The 20,404-nt window shown below is 58.4% G+C and carries 18 protein-coding genes; all 18 read left to right on the forward strand.

Annotated elements, in window-relative coordinates:
- Positions 1-329 precede the first annotated feature (329 nt).
- The 18 genes from V5B44_RS18005 to V5B44_RS18090 all read left to right on the forward strand — a co-directional run bounded on the left by V5B44_RS18005 (position 330) and on the right by V5B44_RS18090 (position 20,385).
- Positions 330-1,961 carry an acyl-CoA ligase (AMP-forming), exosortase A system-associated gene (locus V5B44_RS18005; protein ID WP_332360362.1) on the forward strand — a complete coding sequence of 544 codons (1,632 nt, stop codon included), beginning with the start codon at positions 330-332 and terminating at the stop codon, positions 1,959-1,961.
- Entirely contained in the window at positions 1,958-3,205 is a 1,248-nt protein-coding gene (locus tag V5B44_RS18010) for a pyridoxal-dependent decarboxylase, exosortase A system-associated (RefSeq protein ID WP_332360363.1), read from the forward strand. Before V5B44_RS18005 ends, V5B44_RS18010 begins: the two co-directional genes overlap by 4 nt.
- 109 nt (positions 3,206-3,314) lie before the next feature.
- Positions 3,315-4,259, forward strand: coding sequence for a glucose-1-phosphate thymidylyltransferase RfbA (gene rfbA, locus V5B44_RS18015; RefSeq protein WP_332360364.1), 945 nt, complete (start codon positions 3,315-3,317; stop codon positions 4,257-4,259).
- 536 nt (positions 4,260-4,795) lie between these two features.
- A complete protein-coding gene (locus tag V5B44_RS18020) occupies positions 4,796-5,752 on the forward strand; it encodes a glycosyltransferase family 2 protein (protein ID WP_332360365.1) in 957 nt (318 codons plus the stop codon).
- A 14-nt stretch (positions 5,753-5,766) separates the two neighbouring features.
- A complete protein-coding gene (locus tag V5B44_RS18025) occupies positions 5,767-6,405 on the forward strand; it encodes a sialic acid O-acetyltransferase (RefSeq protein WP_332360366.1) in 639 nt (212 codons plus the stop codon).
- A gap of 167 nt (positions 6,406-6,572) precedes the next feature.
- Complete coding sequence (locus V5B44_RS18030; protein WP_332360367.1) at positions 6,573-7,376, forward strand: hypothetical protein; 804 nt, start codon at positions 6,573-6,575, stop codon at positions 7,374-7,376.
- Positions 7,373-8,083 (forward strand): WbqC family protein, encoded by a 711-nt coding sequence (locus V5B44_RS18035; RefSeq protein ID WP_332360368.1) that lies wholly within the window; start codon positions 7,373-7,375, stop codon positions 8,081-8,083. Before V5B44_RS18030 ends, V5B44_RS18035 begins: the two co-directional genes overlap by 4 nt.
- A gap of 155 nt (positions 8,084-8,238) precedes the next feature.
- Positions 8,239-8,613 carry a hypothetical protein gene (locus tag V5B44_RS18040; protein WP_332360369.1) on the forward strand — a complete coding sequence of 125 codons (375 nt, stop codon included), beginning with the start codon at positions 8,239-8,241 and terminating at the stop codon, positions 8,611-8,613.
- A 3-nt stretch (positions 8,614-8,616) separates the two neighbouring features.
- Complete coding sequence (locus tag V5B44_RS18045; RefSeq protein ID WP_332360370.1) at positions 8,617-9,234, forward strand: class I SAM-dependent methyltransferase; 618 nt, start codon at positions 8,617-8,619, stop codon at positions 9,232-9,234.
- Complete coding sequence (gene rffA, locus V5B44_RS18050) at positions 9,231-10,367, forward strand: dTDP-4-amino-4,6-dideoxygalactose transaminase (RefSeq protein ID WP_332360371.1); 1,137 nt, start codon at positions 9,231-9,233, stop codon at positions 10,365-10,367. Before V5B44_RS18045 ends, rffA begins: the two co-directional genes overlap by 4 nt.
- Before the next feature lie 114 nt (positions 10,368-10,481).
- Positions 10,482-12,071 carry a hypothetical protein gene (locus V5B44_RS18055; protein ID WP_332360372.1) on the forward strand — a complete coding sequence of 530 codons (1,590 nt, stop codon included), beginning with the start codon at positions 10,482-10,484 and terminating at the stop codon, positions 12,069-12,071.
- A 185-nt stretch (positions 12,072-12,256) separates the two neighbouring features.
- Positions 12,257-13,609 carry an IS701 family transposase gene (locus tag V5B44_RS18060; protein ID WP_332360440.1) on the forward strand — a complete coding sequence of 451 codons (1,353 nt, stop codon included), beginning with the start codon at positions 12,257-12,259 and terminating at the stop codon, positions 13,607-13,609.
- A gap of 425 nt (positions 13,610-14,034) precedes the next feature.
- On the forward strand, positions 14,035-14,436 hold the full coding sequence (locus V5B44_RS18065) for a hypothetical protein (RefSeq protein WP_332360373.1): 402 nt from the start codon (positions 14,035-14,037) through the stop codon (positions 14,434-14,436).
- An 86-nt stretch (positions 14,437-14,522) separates the two neighbouring features.
- The gene (locus V5B44_RS18070) at positions 14,523-15,746 is read left to right on the forward strand and encodes a glycosyltransferase (RefSeq protein WP_332360374.1); all 1,224 of its coding nucleotides are present in this window, start codon (positions 14,523-14,525) and stop codon (positions 15,744-15,746) included.
- Positions 15,747-15,764: 18 nt separating this feature from the next.
- Positions 15,765-16,772 (forward strand): NAD-dependent epimerase, encoded by a 1,008-nt coding sequence (locus tag V5B44_RS18075; RefSeq protein ID WP_332360375.1) that lies wholly within the window; start codon positions 15,765-15,767, stop codon positions 16,770-16,772.
- Positions 16,773-16,789: 17 nt separating this feature from the next.
- The gene (locus V5B44_RS18080) at positions 16,790-18,145 is read left to right on the forward strand and encodes a UDP-glucose dehydrogenase family protein (RefSeq protein WP_332360376.1); all 1,356 of its coding nucleotides are present in this window, start codon (positions 16,790-16,792) and stop codon (positions 18,143-18,145) included.
- Positions 18,146-18,501: 356 nt separating this feature from the next.
- Positions 18,502-19,374, forward strand: a complete 873-nt coding sequence (locus tag V5B44_RS18085; protein WP_332360377.1) for a GNAT family N-acetyltransferase — start codon at positions 18,502-18,504, stop codon at positions 19,372-19,374.
- Between the two features lie 291 nt (positions 19,375-19,665).
- Positions 19,666-20,385, forward strand: coding sequence for a class I SAM-dependent methyltransferase (locus tag V5B44_RS18090; protein WP_332360378.1), 720 nt, complete (start codon positions 19,666-19,668; stop codon positions 20,383-20,385).
- Positions 20,386-20,404 lie beyond the last annotated feature (19 nt).

The following is a 20,404-nucleotide window of genomic DNA, read 5'->3' on the forward strand; positions in this document are numbered from 1 at the left end:
CGAGTCGCCCGAACAAAGTGTACCATACACTTTGATGGTGTCCTTTTCCATGAGTGTGCAGCCGGCGAACTGGATCTTTCATCCACAGTACCGCCAAAAACCCGAACGCGCTTTGCGAGCTGCAAGAACGCCCTGCAATAGAACCGTGCCGAGCAAACGTGGGGACGCTCGACGCACAAGTCTGCTGCCAAGAAGGCCAACTCGCAGTGCCCAAGGCCAGCGAAACGTCTGTACCTTTGCTTTTTGCGCCAACCGGACTAATTTCACGGTCGTCAAGCCCATTCTCGCTAAAATCCGTTTCCAGCACATCGCCCCGGCCTTCCAACAACATGACCGATTCCTGCCTACTCCCCGATTTAGTTAGCCACACCGCAGCTCGCCAGCCTAAGGCCATCGCACTCACCTATGGCAAGCAGTCAATAAGCTACGACCTGCTGCTGCAGTCGATCAGCGGTTTCGTCAGCGGCGTCGTCGGCCTCGGCCTGCAACGCGGCGAGCGGATCGCCATCTACCTCGAGAAGCGCCTGGAGACCGTCATCGCCAGTTTTGGCGCTACCGCCGCCGGCTGCGTCTTTGTTCCGCTGAACCCATTGCTCAAGGCCGACCAGGTCGCCTACATCATGCGCGACTGCAATGTGCGAGCCCTGATCACTTCCGCCGAGCGCCTGTCGCTGCTGGCCTCGGTTGTGCCCACCTGCCACGACCTGCGGCACGTGATCGTGGTCAACCCCGACCCGCTGCCCGCCAGCGGCGGACCGCTGGCCTGGCTGCACTGGGATGATCTCCTGCAAGTTGGCGGGCAGAGTGGTCACCGGGTAATCGACACCGACATGGCAGCGATCCTCTATACGTCGGGCAGTACGGGCAAGCCGAAGGGAGTTGTTCTCTCGCACCGCAACATGGTTGCCGGCGCCAAGAGCGTCGCCAGCTATCTCGAGAACAACGCTGACGACACCCTGCTCGCCGCGTTGCCGCTGTCCTTCGATGCCGGCTTCAGCCAGCTCACGACAGCCTTCCACGCCGGCGCTCGCGTCGTGCTGCTCAACTACCTGCTGCCGCAGGATGTACTCCAGGCTCTCGCGCGCGAGCAGGTGACGGGTCTCACGGCGGTACCTCCGCTCTACATCCAGCTCTCCCAACTCGAATGGCCCGCCGCCGTCGGCGAACATCTGCGCTATTTCGCCAATACTGGCGGGCGCATGCCACGCGATACGCTGGCCGCCCTGCGCAAGCGTCTGCCGAAGAGCAAGCCCTACCTGATGTACGGCCTGACCGAGGCTTTCCGATCGACCTACCTGCCGCCCGACGAGGTCGACCGGCGACCCGACTCGATAGGCAAGGCGATCCCCAATGCTGAAATCCTGGTCCTGCGCGAAGACGGTTCGCCCTGCGCGGCGAACGAACCCGGCGAACTGGTCCATCGTGGCGCACTGGTCGGCATGGGCTACTGGAACGACCACGAGAAAACCACCGAGCGCTACAAGCCGCTGCCCGCCAGCACGCCGGGCCGCGACGCCGGGCTGGTGCTGCCCGAAATCGCCGTCTTCTCCGGCGACACGGTGCGCAGGGATGAAGAGGGTTTCCTCTACTTCATCGGTCGCCGTGACGAAATGATGAAAACCTCCGGCTACCGGGTGAGCCCGACCGAGGTCGAGGAAGTGCTTTACGCCACCCAACTCGTCGGCGAGTGCGTCGCCTTCGGTGTGGATCACCCGACGCTCGGCCAAGCCATACAGGTGATCGTCACGCCCCCACAGGGCGGTAGCCTCGATGCCGCCCAACTGCTTGCCGAATGCCGCAGCCGGATGCCCGCCTACATGGTGCCGGCCGGCATCGTCGTCCGGCAAGGCCCCCTGCCGCGCAACCCCAATGGCAAGATAGACCGCAAGGCGCTGTCTGGTGAATTCCTCGCGAGTTCACAGGAAGCCGGCGTCGATGTCAAGCCGGCGTGCCAGCCATGAGTAACCCGATCACGAGGGCTGCGCCGATCCACGCACCGATGACGCATTTCCCTGTTGAAAATGGCGAACTTGTCATCGGCGGGATGCCAATCTCCCGGCTGGCCGCGCGCGTGGGGCAAACCCCTTTTTACGCCTACGACCGCTCCTTGCTCAAGCGGCGGGTCGCCGAACTGCGGGCCGCCCTACCTGCTTCGGTGAAGCTGCACTACGCGATGAAGGCCAACCCAATGCCGGCGCTGGTCGGCCAGATGGCCAGCCTGGTCGATGGCATCGACGTGGCATCGGGCGGTGAACTGAAGGTAGCCCTCGACGCCGGCGCGGATCCCCACGAGATCAGCTTTGCCGGCCCTGGAAAGCAGACTGTAGAGTTACGCCAGGCTGTCGCTGCCGGCATCCTGATCAACGTCGAATCCTTTCGCGAAGTCACTGAACTGGCGAAGATCAGTCACGAGACAGGTGGCCCGGCGCGTGTCGCCGTGCGCGTAAACCCGGATTTCGAGCTGAAGAGTTCAGGAATGAAAATGGGCGGCGGCCCCAAGCAGTTTGGCGTGGACGCCGAGCAGGTACCCGAACTGCTGGCCGAAATCGGGAGAGCTGGACTCGCCTTTGAGGGTTTCCATCTCTTCGCCGGCTCCCAGAACCTGAAACCGGAAGCCATCGTCGAAGCTCAGTGCAAGAGCTATGGACTCGCCCTGCGCCTCGCGCGATCGGCGCCATCACCGGTGCGCTTCCTCAATCTCGGCGGCGGCTTCGGCATTCCCTATTTTCCCGGCGAACAACCGCTCGATCTCGCGCCGATCGGTGCCAACCTAGCGATCATCGTCGAGCGCGCCGCGCGCGAGTTACCGGAGGCCGAGCTGGTGATCGAGCTTGGACGTTACCTGGTCGGCGAAGCCGGCATCTACGTTTCACGCATAATCGACCGTAAGATCTCTCGTGGCCATACCTTCCTGATCGCCGATGGGGGCCTGCACCACCATCTATCTGCCTCAGGCAATTTCGGCCAGGTGATCCGCAAGAACTACCCGGTCGCCATCGGCAACCGGATGACGGTCGACAGGCGTGAAGCGGTATCGGTCGTCGGACCGCTGTGCACGCCGCTGGATCTGCTCGCTGATCGGATGGAACTTGCCGCAGCCGAACCAGGAGATCTGGTAGTGATCTTTCAATCGGGGGCTTATGGCATGACGGCAAGCCCGCAGGCTTTTCTCGGACATCCGGCTTGCGTCGAGGTGGTGGTGTGAGCGCTGGCGTCAGATCTCCGGCAGGACGCCGCCAACCCAGCTCGTCGCCCCGTGCAGCGACACGCGCCACCAGTCGGTTTTTCGTAGCAACACGCCAGGAGTCGTGACAATGGACGAGCAAATCGTTCGCAAAGGCATCATCCTCGCCGGTGGTTCTGGCACCCGCCTTTACCCCGTCACATCAGCGATGTCGAAGCAGATGCTGCCGATCTACGACAAGCCGATGATCTACTACCCGCTCAGCACCCTGATGCTGGCGGGTATTCGCGACATCCTGCTCATCTCCACGCCGCAGGATACCCCTCGCTTTCAGCAACTATTGGGCAGCGGCGCCGACTGGGGCATCAGCATCTCCTACGCTGTTCAGCCGTCGCCCGGTGGTCTGGCGCAAGCTTTCCTGATCGGCGAGGACTTCATTGCCGGTGAGTCCTGCGCACTTATCCTCGGTGACAACGTTTTCCATGGGTCGGACCTGCTGACCAAGCTTCGCCGAGCGCGTGCGCGTCTGGAAGGCGCAACGGTTTTCGCCTATCCGGTCAGAGATCCCGAGCGGTTCGGCGTCGTCGAACTTGACACCGGGAACAGGGCAATCAGTATCGAAGAGAAGCCGGCAAGACCTCGCTCCCGCCTGGCGGTGACCGGTTTGTACTTCTACGACAATAAGGTGGTCAATGTTGCGCGCACCCTGAAGCCCTCTGCCCGCGGCGAACTCGAGATCACGGACCTGAACCGCGCCTATCTGAAGCAGGGCAAGCTCTCGGTCGAGGTCCTGGGTCGTGGAGTCGCCTGGCTGGATACGGGCACCCACGAAGCGTTGCTGGAAGCCTCTAACTTCGTCGAGACCCTGGAGAAGCGACAGGGTCTCATCATCGCTTGTCCGGAAGAGATTGCCTTCCGCCTCGGTTATATTGACGCAGAAAAACTGGCCTCGTTGGCCATTCAAATCGCCAAGAGCAGCTATGGAGAATACCTACTGGAGATCCTGCGTGAACGAAACCCCGCGGCGCTTGGACAACCCAGGCCTCACTCAAATGACCTCTCGACAGCCTCCTGATTTGACTCCACACCACCCCCGCCACCAGCGCTTCCTGTCCACCCTCTACCCGCGACCTGACCACCCCAGCGGCAAGAGCGGGTGCCAACGGCAGACGATGTGGATCAGGCTAAGCCATGTGTCAGGGGTGTTGGACAAGGCTCGATATTCACGCGCTTCACGGGAGCTCATATACTTTTGGTGGTGCCCCTGGATCTCGCATCCCTTCTCTTTCCCGGACACAAACACGTGGCCCTTCGGCTGTCCCCGTCCATGGCGATGTAACGGACCTGTCTAATACATGAGCCTGCGTATGCGCCACGTCCTGGACCATTTCCTGCCGCTGCACTCCGGCTACAGTTTCCGCAGCGCCCGCGTCCAGCGGGAACAAGGCCGCACACCGTCCATCACCGCAGCCCTGGGCAGCTCAGCAGCTGCGGCTCGGGGTCTCATCAGGCCCACGACATCATCTGGCGGCGCAAGATGGGTTTGTCCATCCCCTTGGCGCAACAGTTTCCGAACCTTATGTGGGCAACTCGCACAAGATGGATCTAGCCATGCAGCATAACTCCGACAAGCCGGCACCCACCCTCTCCATCGTCGTTCCGGTCTATCGCTCCCAGAATACCCTGCGCGAGTTGCACCGCCGTATCGTCGAGGCAGTCGAGCCTCTGGACTCAGAATTCGAATTGATCTTGGTGGAAGATTGCGGCGGGGATCGTTCCTGGGAGGCTATAGAAGAACTGGCTCGCACGGATCCGCGCGTGCGGGGCATCCGGCTCAGCAGAAATTTCGGGCAGCACGCAGCCACTATATGCGGATTCGCCCACGCACGCGGGGATTGGATCGCCACCTTGGACGATGATCTGGAACAGACCCCGGAAAATCTTCCTGCACTTTACAAAGTAGCCCAGGAAGGCCACGATTTAATATATGGCGTCTATCCGGAAAGGACTCACAAGTCCTGGCGCAACCTCACCTCCTGTGCCGCGCGCTGGCTATTCAACAAGGCCATCCCGTCCTTGAACTACTCCTATACCAGTTACCGGCTCATGCGAGGTGACATCGGCCGCGCCTTGGTCCAGTTCGACTCTGCATTCCCTTTTGTGGACGGCTATCTGTCCTGGTTGACCAACAGTTATGCCACGGTCGAAGTTCCCCATGGGACCCGCGCCCATGGCACCAGCAACTACACCTTCCGCAAACTTCTAACCCACACCGTTAATATCTTCGTCACCTTCTCCGACCTGCCGTTGCGCCTTGCCTCCTGGATCGGCCTACTGTTCTTCTTGGTTGGCATGGGCTGGCTGGGCGTAATCGTGGTAGGGAGGGTGTTCGGTTTGATCACAGTGAGCGGCTTCGCCTCCATCATGGCTGCTATCATCTTGTTCGGCGGCATTCAGCTATTGATTCTCGGCGTCTTTGGTGAGTATCTTGGACGGATGAACTTCAAGTCTTCCAGGAAGCCTTTGTTTCTGGTTGGGCATCGTACGTGGACAGGTGAACGCTCATGAGTCTGAGACGGGTCGTGATCATCGGCGGCAAGGGAACCGCGATCAATATTGCGGAGCAAATTGAGGATGCGCGCCTACGATTCGGGTATTCCACGACAGTCCTTGGGTTTGCCATAGACGATCCGTCACTTGGCAAAGAGATCGGAGGATTCCGCGTAGTGTGCGGCGTTCGGGAGGCTTGGACGAAGTTCCGCGACACGGAGACCGATTTCATCTTCGCGCTCTATCGGCCGGACGTGATGTTTGAACGCGTAGCGCTGCTGCGCGAACTCGGCATCCCTGTCACCCGCTTCGCCAACTTTGTCCATCCGTCCGCCTATATTTCCCGTACCGTATCAATGGGGCATGGCAATGTCGTGCTGTCTCACGCTTGTCTGCAACACAGCGTGTCTCTGGGCGATTTCAACATCATCAACTCGCATGTGGTTGTCGAACATGAGGCAAACTTCAGAGATGGAGCGTTCGTAGCCGCATGCGCATGCATTGGTGCGCACGTTCGAGTCGGAACCGGTGCATTCGTCGGTCTCAACTCGACCGTCCGGGAGAAAATGGTCATTGCCGACTACGCCTTCGTCGGGATGGCGTCCACTGTGGTGCAGTCCATCGGGCAAGGAGTGGTCGCATACGGCGTGCCTGCGAGGCCGAGGCGATGATTGTATTCGAAAGTAGGGCCTCAACAGTCCTATTCAATCTCTTGCGTTCGCATGAGGTTAGAGGCCCGTTCCTCTTGCCGGCTAATGTTTGTCCCATTGTTCCCATGGTCTTCTTCAAGGCACAGCGCCCCTTCGAATTCATTGACATCGCGCGAGATACTCTGTGCATGAATCACGATGCGATTATTGATCGTTGGTCCGTCCCCAACAACAGGCCCGCCGGAATACTCTACGTAAGGACCTATGGTGCTGTCTTCAAGACAACAGACCTGTTTTCCGCTATCAAGTCCCGTTCTCCGGATGCGCTCATCGTGGACGACCGCTGCCTGTGCCCACCTGATTTCAGCGGCACGCTAGCGCCGCATTCCGACGCCGCGCTCTTCAGCACGGGCTATGCGAAGTATGTCGACATCGGCTTCGGAGGATACGGCGTGCTCCGCGACGACATGCGCTATGCCCACACGGGATCCGACTACAGTGACGAGGATCTCGACGAGGTGACCAACCGATACAAGCGTACCCTGCGTACGCGCGCATCCTTCTCATACCGTGATAGCGATTGGCTGGATACCGCCATACCCCGGGAGTCCTGGGAGTCGTATCGGGTGCGGGTGGAGCAGGAATTGGGTGTGGCCTCGGGGATCAAGCTCGTCACTAATTCGATCTATGCTTCCAGACTACCGCAGGATCTCCAGTTTCCGAGCGTGTTTCAGTCATGGAGGTTCAACATTCAGGTCAGAAACAAAGAGGCCGCGCTCGACGCCATTCGCCGAGGGGGTCTTTTTGCCAGCGGCCATTATGATTCACTGGCCGGTATGTTCGGGCCGGGCAGGGCACCGTTAGCCGAAACGCTGCATCGCTATGTTATCAATCTGTTCAATGACCGCTATTGTAGCCCGGAGCAGGCGGAACATCTCCTGTATATGCTTCTGGATTGCAAACATCTTAGCCCAGGGCCGCTTTTCTCATGAAAACCGTTGTGGTTCTCCAATCGAATTACATCCCATGGAAAGGCTATTTCGATTTAGTCCATGATGCAGATGTCTTCATTTTTTACGACGATCTTCAGTATACAAAGAACGACTGGCGAAACAGAAACAAAATCAAGACACCGAGAGGTGCTCAATGGATCACTATCCCGGTAGGTACTGATCTACATCGGCTCATTTGTGAGGTCGCAATCAAAGATGCTGCCTGGCAGAAAAACCACTGGGATCTTCTAAAGCATCACTACGGGAAGTCCGCTTATTTCAAGCACTATCAGCCGTTCTTCGAGGAAGTCTATCGCGGGAGACAGTGGCGCAATCTTTCGGAGCTGAATCAATACTTGATTCGTGCAGTTTCAAATGATCTGCTAAGTATAAAGACCGAGTTCCGGGATTCCCGAGATTATGGCTTGTCGGGTCACAAACTTGAGAGGCTTGTGGAACTCGTGACCAAAGCCGGCGCAACTCGCTACGTCTCCGGGGCTGCCGCAAAGGACTACATCGAGCCAGCACGGTTCGCCGATGCGAGTATCGATCTAGTTTGGAAGGATTACTCGGGCTACCCGGAGTATCCGCAGAGCTACCCGCCCTTCGAGCATGCGGTGTCCGTTCTGGATTTACTGTTCAATGTGGGGCCCGACGCACCCTGGTACATCTGGGGCTGGCGTGAAAGTGGGAGCCCGCAGACATGAAATGGGATGTCCAGTTGTCTCGCGCATGCACGACAGCAGGGTGCTATCCGGGTCCGTATGCGCATGGTCGCCCGTAGCCAGCGCTGCTGGATCTTTGCGCTTGGATGGGATTGCGTTTTCCTCCCCCGCTCATCGCGTTCACGAAGGAATATACATTGAACCGGATTATCGAACACTCGTTCATCTTTTCCACCATTCTGTTCACCGTTTACAGCCAGCTCATCATGCGTTGGCAGGTCACAGAAGCGGGTGCACTGCCCATCGACATGCCCGGCAAGGTCCACTACATCGTCGCTCTGCTCCTGAACCCCTGGGTGATCTCCGGCATCGTGGCCACCTTCTTGGCTGGCGTATCCTGGATGCTGACCATGACTAAGTTCGAGATCAGCTACGCCTATCCCTTTGTCAGCCTGAACTACATCCTAGTGCTGGCGGCGGGTTTCCTCCTGTTCCAGGAGAGTCTGAGTTGTGCCAAGCTGGTGGGTGGCGCCCTCGTGATCCTCGGAATTATCGTCATCGCGAGGGGATAGCCCATGAGCCAGATCACTAGCGGTATCCGAGCCACCCTCTCACACCCCCGGGTTTATGACAAGCTGCAGAACATCATGGGCGCCCAAGCTGTCCGGCGTGATCTGGTGGACAACTTCATCCGCCCGCAAGCGGGCTGCCGTATCCTGGATATCGGCTGTGGTACTGCGGAAATCCTAGCCTTCCTTCCGGAAACCGTGCAGTATAGGGGTTATGACATCAGCCAGAGATACATCGGCGCGGCCAGGAAACGCTTCGGGCATCACGCTCATTTTGAGTGCAAACAACTAGACCGAGTAGAACTGGAGAAGCTGCCAAGGTTTGACGTAGTGATTGCATTAGGAGTGCTGCACCACCTCGACGACCCGGTGGTTATTGAGATCTTTAGTCTCGCGCGGGCGGCGTTGGTGGAGGGAGGCCGCGTGATCACAATTGATCCCTGTCTCGCCCCGGGGCAGAATGCCATCGCTCGCCACCTCATCCTCCGTGACCGCGGGCAGAACGTCCGCACTCAAGACGGCTACCGCAACCTAGCTGCCGGGTCCTTTTCTCGGGTCGATGGCACGCTAAGGCACCGCAAGTGGATACCTTACACCCATTGGATCATGGAATGCGTGGTATGAAGATCCCCTTCAACAAACCTTACATGACCGGCAAGGAACTCTGGTACATCGCCCAGGCTCATGCCAATGGCCACCTGGCCGGTGATGGCAGCTTCACGAAAAAGTGCAGCGACTGGCTGGAAAGACGGACCGGAACCTACAAGGCTCTGCTTACCCACTCCTGCACCGCTGCTCTGGAAATGGCAGCCATCTTGGCGGACATCCAGCCGGGAGATGAGGTGATCATGCCATCGTATACTTTCGTCTCAACCGCCAACGCCTTCCTTCTGCGCGGTGGGGTGCCCGTTTTTGTCGATATTCGCCCCGATACGCTGAACATTGACGAAGCCAGGATCGAGGCGGCTGTTACCGAGAAGACCAAGGCCATCGTTCCGGTTCACTATGCCGGGGTTGGCTGCGAGATGGACTCAATCATGGCTATTGCCCGCAAGCATGGCCTGCTCGTTATCGAGGATGCCGCCCAGGGGATAATGGCAAGCCACCAGGGACGTCCCCTCGGCTCAATTGGACACCTGGGGGCGCTCTCGTTCCATGAAACCAAAAACATCATCAGCGGAGAAGGGGGTGCTCTCCTCATCAACGACCGAGCCCTCGCCGAACGGGCCGAGATCATTCGCGAAAAGGGCACGAACCGTTCCAAGTTCTTCCGCGGCCAGGTGGACAAGTACACCTGGGTGGACCTGGGTTCGTCCTATTTGCCTTCGGAGTTAATTGCAGCCTTTCTCTGGGCTCAGATGGAGGAGGCGGACGCCATCACTAGGCGGCGCCTAGACATCTGGGCTAACTACCACCAATGGTTTGCTGGTCTGGAAAAGGCCGGGAGAATTCGGCGCCCCTTGATGCCTCGTGAATGTGGCCATAATGCGCACATGTATTACTTGCTCTTGCCGAGCTTGGAACATCGCACGGCCTTTATTGAACGGCTAAGATCAGACCAGATCAACACCGTATTCCATTACACCCCCTTGCACTCGTCACCTTATGGGCAACGTTTAGGCCGAGTGGCCGGCAACATGGCAAACACCGACAGCGTTAGTGAGCGACTGGTACGTTTGCCAATGTGGCTGGGGCTGGAAGAGGAGCAGCCACATATCATTAGGAAAATGTTGTCACTTATCGACGCACTTGATTGACATCCTCCACCCTTGAGAACACCTGGCTTAAGGTTTTTGTTGATTATGCAAGTACTCATTCATCGAACCAAGATCCTGGTTCTGCCTGGATGCTCCCGCACTCCAGGGTATGGCGTGATAGCTCTTGTCGCAATGTTGATCGTGACGTTATTTATTATACGTCCAGTTTGGCAAGTACATGACGATGTCTATTATGCAATGCTGGCTGAAGGTTACGGAATCTTGGAGCGCCCTGTTGAAGCCATGCCCTATATGCACCCAATAATTGGGCAGATCTTGAGTGTTGTGCGGCTGCTTGAAACGGGATATTCCTACGCAATCTTTTTGATTGGCTGTGTTTTGATTGGCACCATTGCTGTCGGGTATCGCCTACTAAAGGATGAGCAGGGGCCGTTTGCATGGGTGCTTGTTTCAGCAGGGATCGCGCCGTTTATCCTACAACTCCAATACACGTATGTGTCTGGTTTTTTGGTTGCATGTGCTGCAGTCCTATGGGCCGGCCGCGGCGATGTGGAACCAACACCAAGAGAATGGATGTTCGGAGCGGTGCTGATTCTGATGGCGATGTTCTTTCGTGTAAGCATGGCCGCCGCCGCCGCAGCATGCCTTTTTCCGATACTGCTCTGGAACGCTCGATCACGTGCTTTGCTGAATAGGGCATGGATTATAGGCTTTTTTTCTGCAATAGCTGCAGTCATTCTTTTGCATGCGTTGGCGTCGTATGGACTTCAGGATACCTGGTTATCGGAGTTTTATCGGCTCAACGATCCCGTAGCGACTCTAAAGAATTACGGGTACATCGAAGCGATCCGTTATTATCGTGGGTTCCTGACAACGGGCTTCACAGAAAACGATATAGGACTATTAGGTGAGTGGTTTTTTGGTGATTTAAGCATGCTGGAGCCATCCAGAATGTATGCGCTCATGGAAAGCGTACCATTCGAACATGTATTAAGAGCGCGATACTGGGCCGGAATAGAATCCATCAAAAATTTGCCTGAGCAGTTGTTTTTCTGGTTCCTGCTCGCGGCTACTTGGATGTCTTTTTTTTCCAGAATGCGAAACGCTATTCTTGTCGGAGTCGGCACGTTTGTTGTGATCTATCTTGCTTCGGCATCATTCGTTAGGCCATTCCCGGAGAGAGTTGCTGGCGGGATCGCCGCCGGGCTGTTTTTCCTTGCGTCTATTAGCATTCAAGCTAGCTCACCGCCTAGGGCGCGCAGAATAAGCCGTCTTGCCTTATGCATAGCTATGGCAATGTTGGCGCCAGTGGCGCTTATTATTTGCAGCGATCGCATGCGATTACACTATGAAGAACAGGCTTGGAAAAAAGATGTCCAGATGTTAGAGTCCGAGAAGCTGGTGTATGCCTTTGGAGGAGAAATAAATTTGCGAGCAGGTTATCGCCCTTTCGATGTTGGCAGCCGCTCGCCGCGGATAATATTCTTAGGTTCCATGTACCTGCTGCCTGAATTGAGAGAGCAAGAATTGGCAAGCGGTTGCGGAGGCTTCCTGGAATGCCTTGCTTCCGGCAGACGATTCAGCTTGGTGGCATCTCATAATAATGTTGAGCAACTTCAGCAATTAGTGCAGGAGCGCTATGCCAAGCCATTGGTCGTGGAAGATAGAACTGAATACGCAAGCTTTACTTTGTACGGGATTTCTGTTCAGAATGCCAAGACCAGCCTTGTCCAACAGCCCTGACGTATGACCCATATCCTTATACACAACTTACCCCATATCCTTATTTCTACTTTGTCAGATTCGCATTCACCTTCCCGTGATTTACGTTTGTCATGTGGTAGAATGTCATATGTCGTGATTGTTCCATCTATTCATGGAGTTGTAAATGACAATGTCAACTCCAATACGTCGATAGCATATCTGCGCTGGTCGCTTCGGCATTAGAGCACTTCGATTCGCACTTCTCGCCGTACCTTCACTGCTTTCAAAGCCGGACGCGTTCGGTAGAAGACACGGCGCGCCAGTATCTGCACGGGCTGTTCCAGAGTTCGCGCCGTAACCTGGAGTGCATGGCGGAAACCGTAGCCGACAGCCGCTATCAGCCGCTGCATCATATGCTGAGCGAGTCCAACTGGGATCGGCGCGGGGTGCTTCAGCAACTGGTGGTCGATGCCAACACGCATTTCGGCTACCCCAGCGCTCTACTCCTGGACGAGAGCGCGTTCGGGAAAAAGGGGAACCTGTCCGCGGGCGTGGCGCGGCAGTGGAACGGGCGCCTGGGGAAGGTCGATAACTGTCAGGTGGGCGTCTTCGCGGCGGTGACACGCGATGGCGTGGCGAGCGTGGTGGATGCCGACTTGTATCTGCCGGAAACGTGGGCCAAAGATACGACACGTTGCGAGGCGGTGGGGGTGCCTGAGGAGGCACAGACGTTCCGCACCAAGGGCGAGATCGCCCTGGACATGGTGATGCGCCTGAGGCGGGAAGGCTTGCACTTTTCGTTCGTCGCCTTTGATGGCGGCTACGGGCACTTGCCCTGGCTGCTCGGGGAACTGTATGGCGAGGGAGAGAGCTTCTTCGCCGAGGTGCATTCGGATCAGGCGATCTATCTCCAGGATCCCGCACCCACCGTGGTGGCTCGTCGTTCGTCGAAGGGTCGAGCGCCCCGTCGGCTGCAGACCGCGGCGGTGCCCATGACGGTGGCCGAGTGGGCAGCCTCGCAGTCGGCATCCGCCTGGGGGTGTCTGTCGATCCGTGACGGCGAGAAGGGCGAGGTGATGGCCAACTATCTCACCCAGTGGGTGTGGGTCTGGGACGGCGAGGCACCGTCGGCGAGTCGCTGGCATCTCCTGGTACGACGGGAGCTCGATGGGACGAAACTCAAGTTTGGCCTGTCCAATGCCAAGCCGAGGGCTTCCTTGCGCCGCTTGGCGGAAATGCAGGGAGCGCGCCACTTCGTCGAGCAGTCCTTCCGGGAGGCCAAGGGCGCCTGCGGGATGGCCGAGTATCAGGTCCGCCGCTGGCAGGCGTGGCACCATCACATGGCCCTGGTCATGATCGCGACCATGTTCCTGGCCAAGGAGCGCCTCGCCCATCGCGAGACGGCTGAACTGCTCTCCTGCCGCGACTTGGTGGACATCATGCGCCATCGGTTGCCCACCAAGATCGTCACCGACGAAGACCTCGCGCAATCCATCATCGACAGGCATCAACGGCGGCACCAAGCCATGGAATCCGCCTACAGAAAGCAAGCCGCCATGCTCTCAGCATCGGATTGAAAGGCAATCTGACAAAGTAGAACTAACTCCTTCCCCACAAACGTGGTGCCTTTTCCTCCTCGCCGGACATCAGTGTGAGAGATGCACCAAACAGTCTGGCATCGTGTCTGTGATCACCTCAAGCAAATTCTCGCCGGCATCGGTGGGCCATCAACGCATCGGTTGCTGGGAAATCATGCGAATGGAGTCGGCTAACTGCGGTTTTTGGGTTAAAGAAAGCTAAGCGGCTTGAAAACAGCGGCACCAATGGGAACAATTCCACAGTAGCGGGGTGTCTTGCCGCTAAAATCCGTCTCCATCACCTATCCTTCAGCGCCCCGAAACAATGACCGATGCAAGCTGCTCCAGAACCGATAGCTCGCTCCGCAGATCAGAGAGCAAACGCCATCACGCTCGCCTACGGCAAGCACTCGATGAGCCACAGCGTGATGCGCATCATCCCAACCCCAATTGCCGCCCGCCAGCAGCGCTCCGCTAGAGTGGCTGCACGGGGACGATCTCCTGCAGCCTGGCGTCCAGAGCAGGAGCCGCAACTGATGGCCCACTGTGGTCTGCGCCTCCACTTATCGGAATCGGGCAGTTTCGACGAAAGGATGCGCGCGACCTTCCTGGTCGCGGTCGTCACCCGGACAATACCCGGCACGATAGAAGCGGTTTTAGTCGTTGACCTGCTATGCCTCCCGCTCGATCTGCTGGCTAACAGAATGTGCCTGCCAGAGGCGAACCTCGGGGATCTGGTGATGATTTTTCAGTTGGGAGCGTATCGGTTCAAGGCCAGCCCGCTGGATCTCCTCAAGTCTCGAACGTCTGCCGAGGTTCTGGTGTGAGCGCCAACCCCGATCACATCGCTCAGCGCAGCCCAGACGCAGTGTCCCCCGTCGTCGGCACCACCACGCGGCCAGCAGTCGCAAGAATGCTTGCGGAAGAACCGCAGGTGGTTGTACTGAGCAGTCTTTTCCCGAGCAGCCGACAACCGACTGCCGGTCTTTTTGTCCGCGAGCGCATGTTCCGCGTCGGTCGGCATCTGCCGATGACCGTAGTCTCCCCAAAGGCATGGTTCCCGTTGCAATCCTTGCTGCGGCGTTGGCGACCGGGATTCCGCCCTGGCGCTCCGGAATTCGAGCTACAGCAGGGCACGGAAGTCTGGTTCCCCCGCTTCCTGTGTCTCCCGGGCCTGCTCAAGCGATTTGACGGATTTTTCATGGCGATCGGTGCCTTTGCCCGCATGCGCGAACTCAAACGTTCTGGCCGCCTCGACATCCTGGATGCCCACTTTGCCTACCCCGATGGTTTCGCTGCGTGTCTGCTGGGACGCTGGCTGAATGTGCCGGTGACAGTCACGCTACGAGGGACTGAATCCCGACACGCACGCGACGCAGTGCTTCGCCCACTGCTGCAACGATCTCTGACCAGGGTCGACCACGTCTTCGCGGTGTCTGAATCCTTGCGTCAGGTCGCGCTCGAACTCGGCGTACCGGAGAACCATGTCACCGTCGTCGGCAATGGTGTGGATATCGATCGGTTTCGCATCGTACCCCGCAACCAGGCACGGCTGGAACTCGGCTTGCCTGCAAGCGCGCCAGTGCTGATCACGGTGGGTGGCCTTGTCGAGCGAAAGGGCTTCCATCGCGTCATCGCGTGCCTGCCGATACTTCGACAGCAGTTTCCCGACCTACGGTACCTCATCGTCGGCGGCCCGAGTCCAGAGGGCGACTGGACGGATCGATTGCAGGAGCAGTGCCGGTCGATGGAACTGACCGACTGCGTGCAGTTTCTTGGCCCCCTGCCGCCTGATCGCTTGAGCGGCGTCTTGTCGGCCGCCGACGTTTTCGTCCTGTCTACCCGCAACGAGGGCTGGGCCAACGTCTTGCTGGAAGCAATGGCCTGCGGCCTGCCGGTGATTGCCACCGACGTAGGCGGCAATCGTGAGGTCGTCAGTTCGCCGGATTTGGGTGAAATCGTGCCGTTCGACGAGGCGGAGAGTTTATGTGTCGCGATTGGGAATGCGATTCGCCACCCCTGGGACCGCACTCGGATCCGCCGACATGCCGAGGAGAACACCTGGGACCAAAGGGTAACGGTGTTGGAAACGCATTTTCGAGCCATCCACCGTGAGGCTACCTTGCAGCGCCCCTGATTCCTGGAGTCTACCGACTTGAAAATCCTCCTCACCGGCACCGCCGGCTTCATCGGCATGCATACTGCGCTGAGCCTCCTTCGTAGAGGAGACACCGTCGTAGGCATCGATAACCTCAATGATTACTACGACGTCCAGCTCAAGCGCGCGCGCCTGGCCTGCCTTGCCGGCGACGGGAATTTTCGCTTCATCGCGATGGACATCGCCGACCGGGCCGCAATGGCTGCGCTGTTTGCGCGCGAACGCTTCGAACGAGTCATCCATCTCGCCGCCCAGGCGGGAGTGCGCTACTCGCTGGTCAACCCCGAGGCCTACGTTGACAGCAACCTGGTCGGCTTCATGAGTGTCCTTGAGGGCTGCCGCCATCACCGGGTTCAGCATCTGGTGTACGCGTCGAGTTCCAGCGTCTACGGCGGCAACACACGAATGCCCTTTGCCGAACGTGACAACGTCGATCATCCGGTCAGCCTCTACGCCGCGACCAAGAAAGCCAACGAACTGATGGCGCATACCTACAGCCATCTCTACCGCCTGCCGACCACCGGCCTTCGCTTCTTCACCGTCTATGGCCCCTGGGGTCGACCCGACATGGCGCCCTTCCTATTCACCCGAGCGATCCTCGAAGGCCGACCGATCGACGTTTTCAACCACGGTCAGATGCAGCGTGACTTCACCTACGTGGACGACATCGTCGAAGCCGTTGTGCGAGTCACTGACCGTGTGCCGGAGACAGATTCGGGGTACACTGTTGCCGATCCCGATCCGGCAACCAGCGATGCGCCATACCGGGTGTTCAACATTGGCAATCATCAGCCAGTGGCCCTGCTGGACTTCATCGGTTGCATCGAGCAACGGCTCGGACGTCGTTCCGAGAAGCGGATGCTGCCCATGCAACCGGGTGACGTGCCGGCAACTTACGCCGACACCTCCGCCCTCCGGCAATGGATCCATTTCGCGCCGAGCACGCCGCTCTCCGAGGGTATCGCGCGTTTTGTCGACTGGTACCGTGACTATTACAAAGCCTGAAAGGAAGCTCAACAGCCATGAAGGTAACTATCATCGGCACCGGCTACGTTGGCCTGGTTACCGGGGCCTGCCTGTCCGAAATGGGCAACCATGTCGTGTGCCTGGATCTCGACGCACGCAAGATCGAGATTCTCAACAGCGGCGGCATCCCGATCCATGAGCCCGGCCTGGAACAGATGGTGAAGCGCAATGTGGCGGACGGGCGGCTGCAATTCACTACCGACGTCCTCGCCGCGGTTCATCATGGCACGCTACAGTTTATTGGCGTTGGCACACCGCCCGACGAAGATGGCTCAGCCGATATGCAGTATGTACTGGCGGCCGCGCGCAGCATCGGACAGCACATGACCGACTACAAGGTCATCGTCGACAAGAGCACGGTCCCCGTCGGTACTGCCGACCGCGTACGCGCAGCGGTGCAGAAAGTGCTGGCGGAACGCGGCATCAACCTGGATTTTGCCGTGGTCAGCAACCCCGAGTTCCTCAAGGAAGGTGCTGCGGTCGATGACTTCATGCGCCCCGACCGCATCATCGTTGGCGCCGATGACGAACGTGCGACGCTGCTGATGCGTGCAATCTATGCGCCCTTTTCGCGCAACCGCGACAAGCTGCAACTGATGGATACCCGCAGTGCAGAACTCACCAAGTACGCGGCCAACGCCATGCTCGCCACGCGCATCAGCTTCATGAACGAGCTGGCGCGGCTTGCCGAGCGCGTCGGGGCGGACATCGAACTGGTACGCCATGGCATCGGCAGCGATCCACGCATCGGCACGCACTTTCTCTACGCCGGCACCGGCTACGGCGGCTCATGCTTCCCGAAGGATGTGAAGGCGCTGGTGCGCACCGGCCACGACCTGGGCATCGAGCTCCGCGTGTTGACCGCGGTCGAAGCGGCGAACGAAACCCAGAAGCGGGTGTTGGTCGACAAGGTCGTCTTGCGCTTCGGTGAGAATCTGCAGGGACGCAGCTTCGCCCTCTGGGGGCTGGCCTTCAAGCCAGACACCGACGACATGCGAGAAGCGCCGAGTCGGGTGATCGTGCACGAACTGCTGCGGCGCGGTGCAGTGATCCGGGCGTACGATCCGGTCGCATTGGACGAAGCGCGCCGGGTATTCGGCGATCTCCCGGGGCTGAGTTTCGCCAACCACCAGGTGGATGCGTTGCGCGATGCGGATGCGCTGCTGATTGCCACGGAATGGCGCGAGTTCAAGAGTCCGGACTTCGAGCAGATGCGGAAGCTACTCAAGCATCCGCTAGTCTTCGATGGCCGTAACCTTTTCGATCCGCATCTGATGGCGGAACTGGGAATCGAGTATTACGGAATCGGCCGCGGGCAAGGAATTCCGGTGCAGTTGCCAAGCAATGCTTGAACCACTTCTCGCCGGGCCGGCCTGCTGATGGCGCCCATACGGATTTGGGGGGTCTGACCATCATTCTACCGTTGAGGCTTTCTGATCCAGCCGGCAGGGCACTTGCACAGGCCAGCACCTCTGAGATCAACCCGTGGCGCCCGAGGACTTATTGCTGTGCAGGGGAGCCCGACCTTCCGGCCAACGTAGAAGCATCGATGCCAATGAGTTATGCAGCGGCCGAAACCTGTTCATGAGAGAAGACTATCCGTTTGACCAAGCTCCTGCCGTCGTTGTCGGAACCTGCGGTCATGGGTTGGCCGTGATTCGCGCCTTGCAAGAGGGTCAGGTACCAGTGATCGATCTGGAAGCAAATCTTGATCTACCAGGCGCGCAAACGAGATTGGCTCAGGTGCATCCAGTGGAAGATATCAATGGCCACGGACTCATCGAAGCCCTGCTGGCACTTCGAGCACGTGTCCACTGCCCTAACAAACCGGTACTTTTCCTTACCAATGACCAAGCAAGTAAGACTGAAAATGCGAAGCACTTTACGCCGCCTGCTGCACCCGCTTAAGGAGTTCGGTTGGATCGGGGGTGCGCTATACATCCTGGACCGTCTGATGGGCCAACTCTCACCCAGTCTCGGTCTGTATGTTTATGACCTCATGGTGCAGCCGATAACCAGCACGCCTCTGCTTCCGGCCAGAATGGCCAGAAATCTGACGTTCGCCGAGATCCAGTCCTGTGACCCCGCGTTCGAACGTATCCAGGCACGGCCGGAAATCAAGGCGTCACGGATCGATCAAGGGGCGCGGTGCCTGGGCGTATTCCGGAAGGAAGTGCTGCTCGGATACGTGTGGTTCTGCTTCAACTGCTATGATGAAGACGAGGTGCGGCTCAGATATTGCCTGACTGAGGACAAGCAGTCGGTGTTTGACTTCGATCTGTACGTGTTTCCCGAACAGCGAATGGGCATCGCGTTCGCGGCCATCTGGCACGCGGCCAACGAGTACCTGCACGCATGCGGCGTTCGCTACACATTCAGTCGGATAACACATTTCAACCTGGCATCGCGGCACGCACACGACCGCTTGGGAGCGAAACCGACTGGGCGCACAACTGTCCTCAAGGCAGGGCGCTTCGAGCTGATGCTGGCGTCGATTCCGCCATATTTTTCGGTAAGCTGTTCGCCCAAGCGGCGCGTCGAGTTGCGTCTGACTTCGGACGTCGTGGATGTCAAGGGATGAGGACGAATAACGCCCGCCGGGCGCCCACTTCCGGACGCAGCGTGCATTGTGGTCGGGTCATCACTGCGAATCCGAGAGCATTGGGTGGTCAGATTCCACCAGCGCGAGAAGCTAGCCGCACGAAAAATGGCCCTTGGACAATGCAAAGCCAAGGGAAGCCAAACACCCTTCCAGGTTAACAAGATGCCTAACACCCCCCCCCCCGAGCCAGAGAACCCAGGATCATGGGACCACTCCAGCCACCGAGAGTTCGTAGACTACTATGCGCGCCAGAGCCTCGAACCTGAAACGGTGAAACGTTTCACCCGGGTGAGGGATAAGGCCATTGCGCTCCTCGCTCAGCGTCCTGAGAACCGGTCTAGCCTGCAGGTGGCAGATATCGGATGCGGCGCCGGCACTCAATCTCGCCTGTGGGCTCAACTGGGGCACCACGTTCATGGACTGGATGTCAATGCACCATTGATCGAGGTGGCCAGACAGCGAGCAGAGGATGAACACCTTGACATCGAGTTTGCTGTCGGCTCGGCTACGGAACTGCCTTATGCTGACAAAATGATGGATGTCAGCCTCCTGCCCGAACTTCTGGAGCATGTAGTCGACTGGGAAAGCGTCCTGAACGAGGCTGCCCGTATTCTCAAGCCAGGCGGCTTGCTTTTTCTCAGCACGACCAATTGGCTCTGCCCGAAGCAGGACGAATTCGAACTCCCGCTGTACAGCTGGTACCCCGGCTTTGTGAAACGCAAGTACGAACACCTCGCTGTCACTACCAGGCCCGAAATCGTGAACCACGCGAAGTATCCAGCCGTCAATTGGTTCAGCTTCTATTCGCTGTCCCGCTATCTGGGGCAACGGGGGTTTCGCTGCCTGGATCGCTTCGACCTGATTGATACGGCGAACAGAAACCCGCTGGAGAAAGCAGTGGCGACTATGGCGCGAACCTTGCCGCCGCTGCGCTTCGCGGGGCACCTGCTGACCCCCGGCACGGTTATTTTTGCCTTCAAGCAACCCTGAGAACCAACTTCACGACGAT

Source organism: Candidatus Accumulibacter necessarius (genome assembly GCF_036625085.1).

What these genes read in the sequence shown, in the direction of transcription:
- V5B44_RS18005 (WP_332360362.1), top strand. Translation starts at nt 330, where the DNA reads ATGACCGATTCCTGCCTACTCCCCGATTTAGTTAGCCACACCGCAGCT.
- V5B44_RS18010 (WP_332360363.1), top strand. Translation starts at nt 1,958, where the DNA reads ATGAGTAACCCGATCACGAGGGCTGCGCCGATCCACGCACCGATGACG.
- rfbA (WP_332360364.1), top strand. Translation starts at nt 3,315, where the DNA reads ATGGACGAGCAAATCGTTCGCAAAGGCATCATCCTCGCCGGTGGTTCT.
- V5B44_RS18020 (WP_332360365.1), top strand. Translation starts at nt 4,796, where the DNA reads ATGCAGCATAACTCCGACAAGCCGGCACCCACCCTCTCCATCGTCGTT.
- V5B44_RS18030 (WP_332360367.1), top strand. Translation starts at nt 6,573, where the DNA reads ATGAATCACGATGCGATTATTGATCGTTGGTCCGTCCCCAACAACAGG.
- V5B44_RS18035 (WP_332360368.1), top strand. Translation starts at nt 7,373, where the DNA reads ATGAAAACCGTTGTGGTTCTCCAATCGAATTACATCCCATGGAAAGGC.
- V5B44_RS18045 (WP_332360370.1), top strand. Translation starts at nt 8,617, where the DNA reads ATGAGCCAGATCACTAGCGGTATCCGAGCCACCCTCTCACACCCCCGG.
- rffA (WP_332360371.1), top strand. Translation starts at nt 9,231, where the DNA reads ATGAAGATCCCCTTCAACAAACCTTACATGACCGGCAAGGAACTCTGG.
- V5B44_RS18070 (WP_332360374.1), top strand. Translation starts at nt 14,523, where the DNA reads ATGCTTGCGGAAGAACCGCAGGTGGTTGTACTGAGCAGTCTTTTCCCG.
- V5B44_RS18080 (WP_332360376.1), top strand. Translation starts at nt 16,790, where the DNA reads ATGAAGGTAACTATCATCGGCACCGGCTACGTTGGCCTGGTTACCGGG.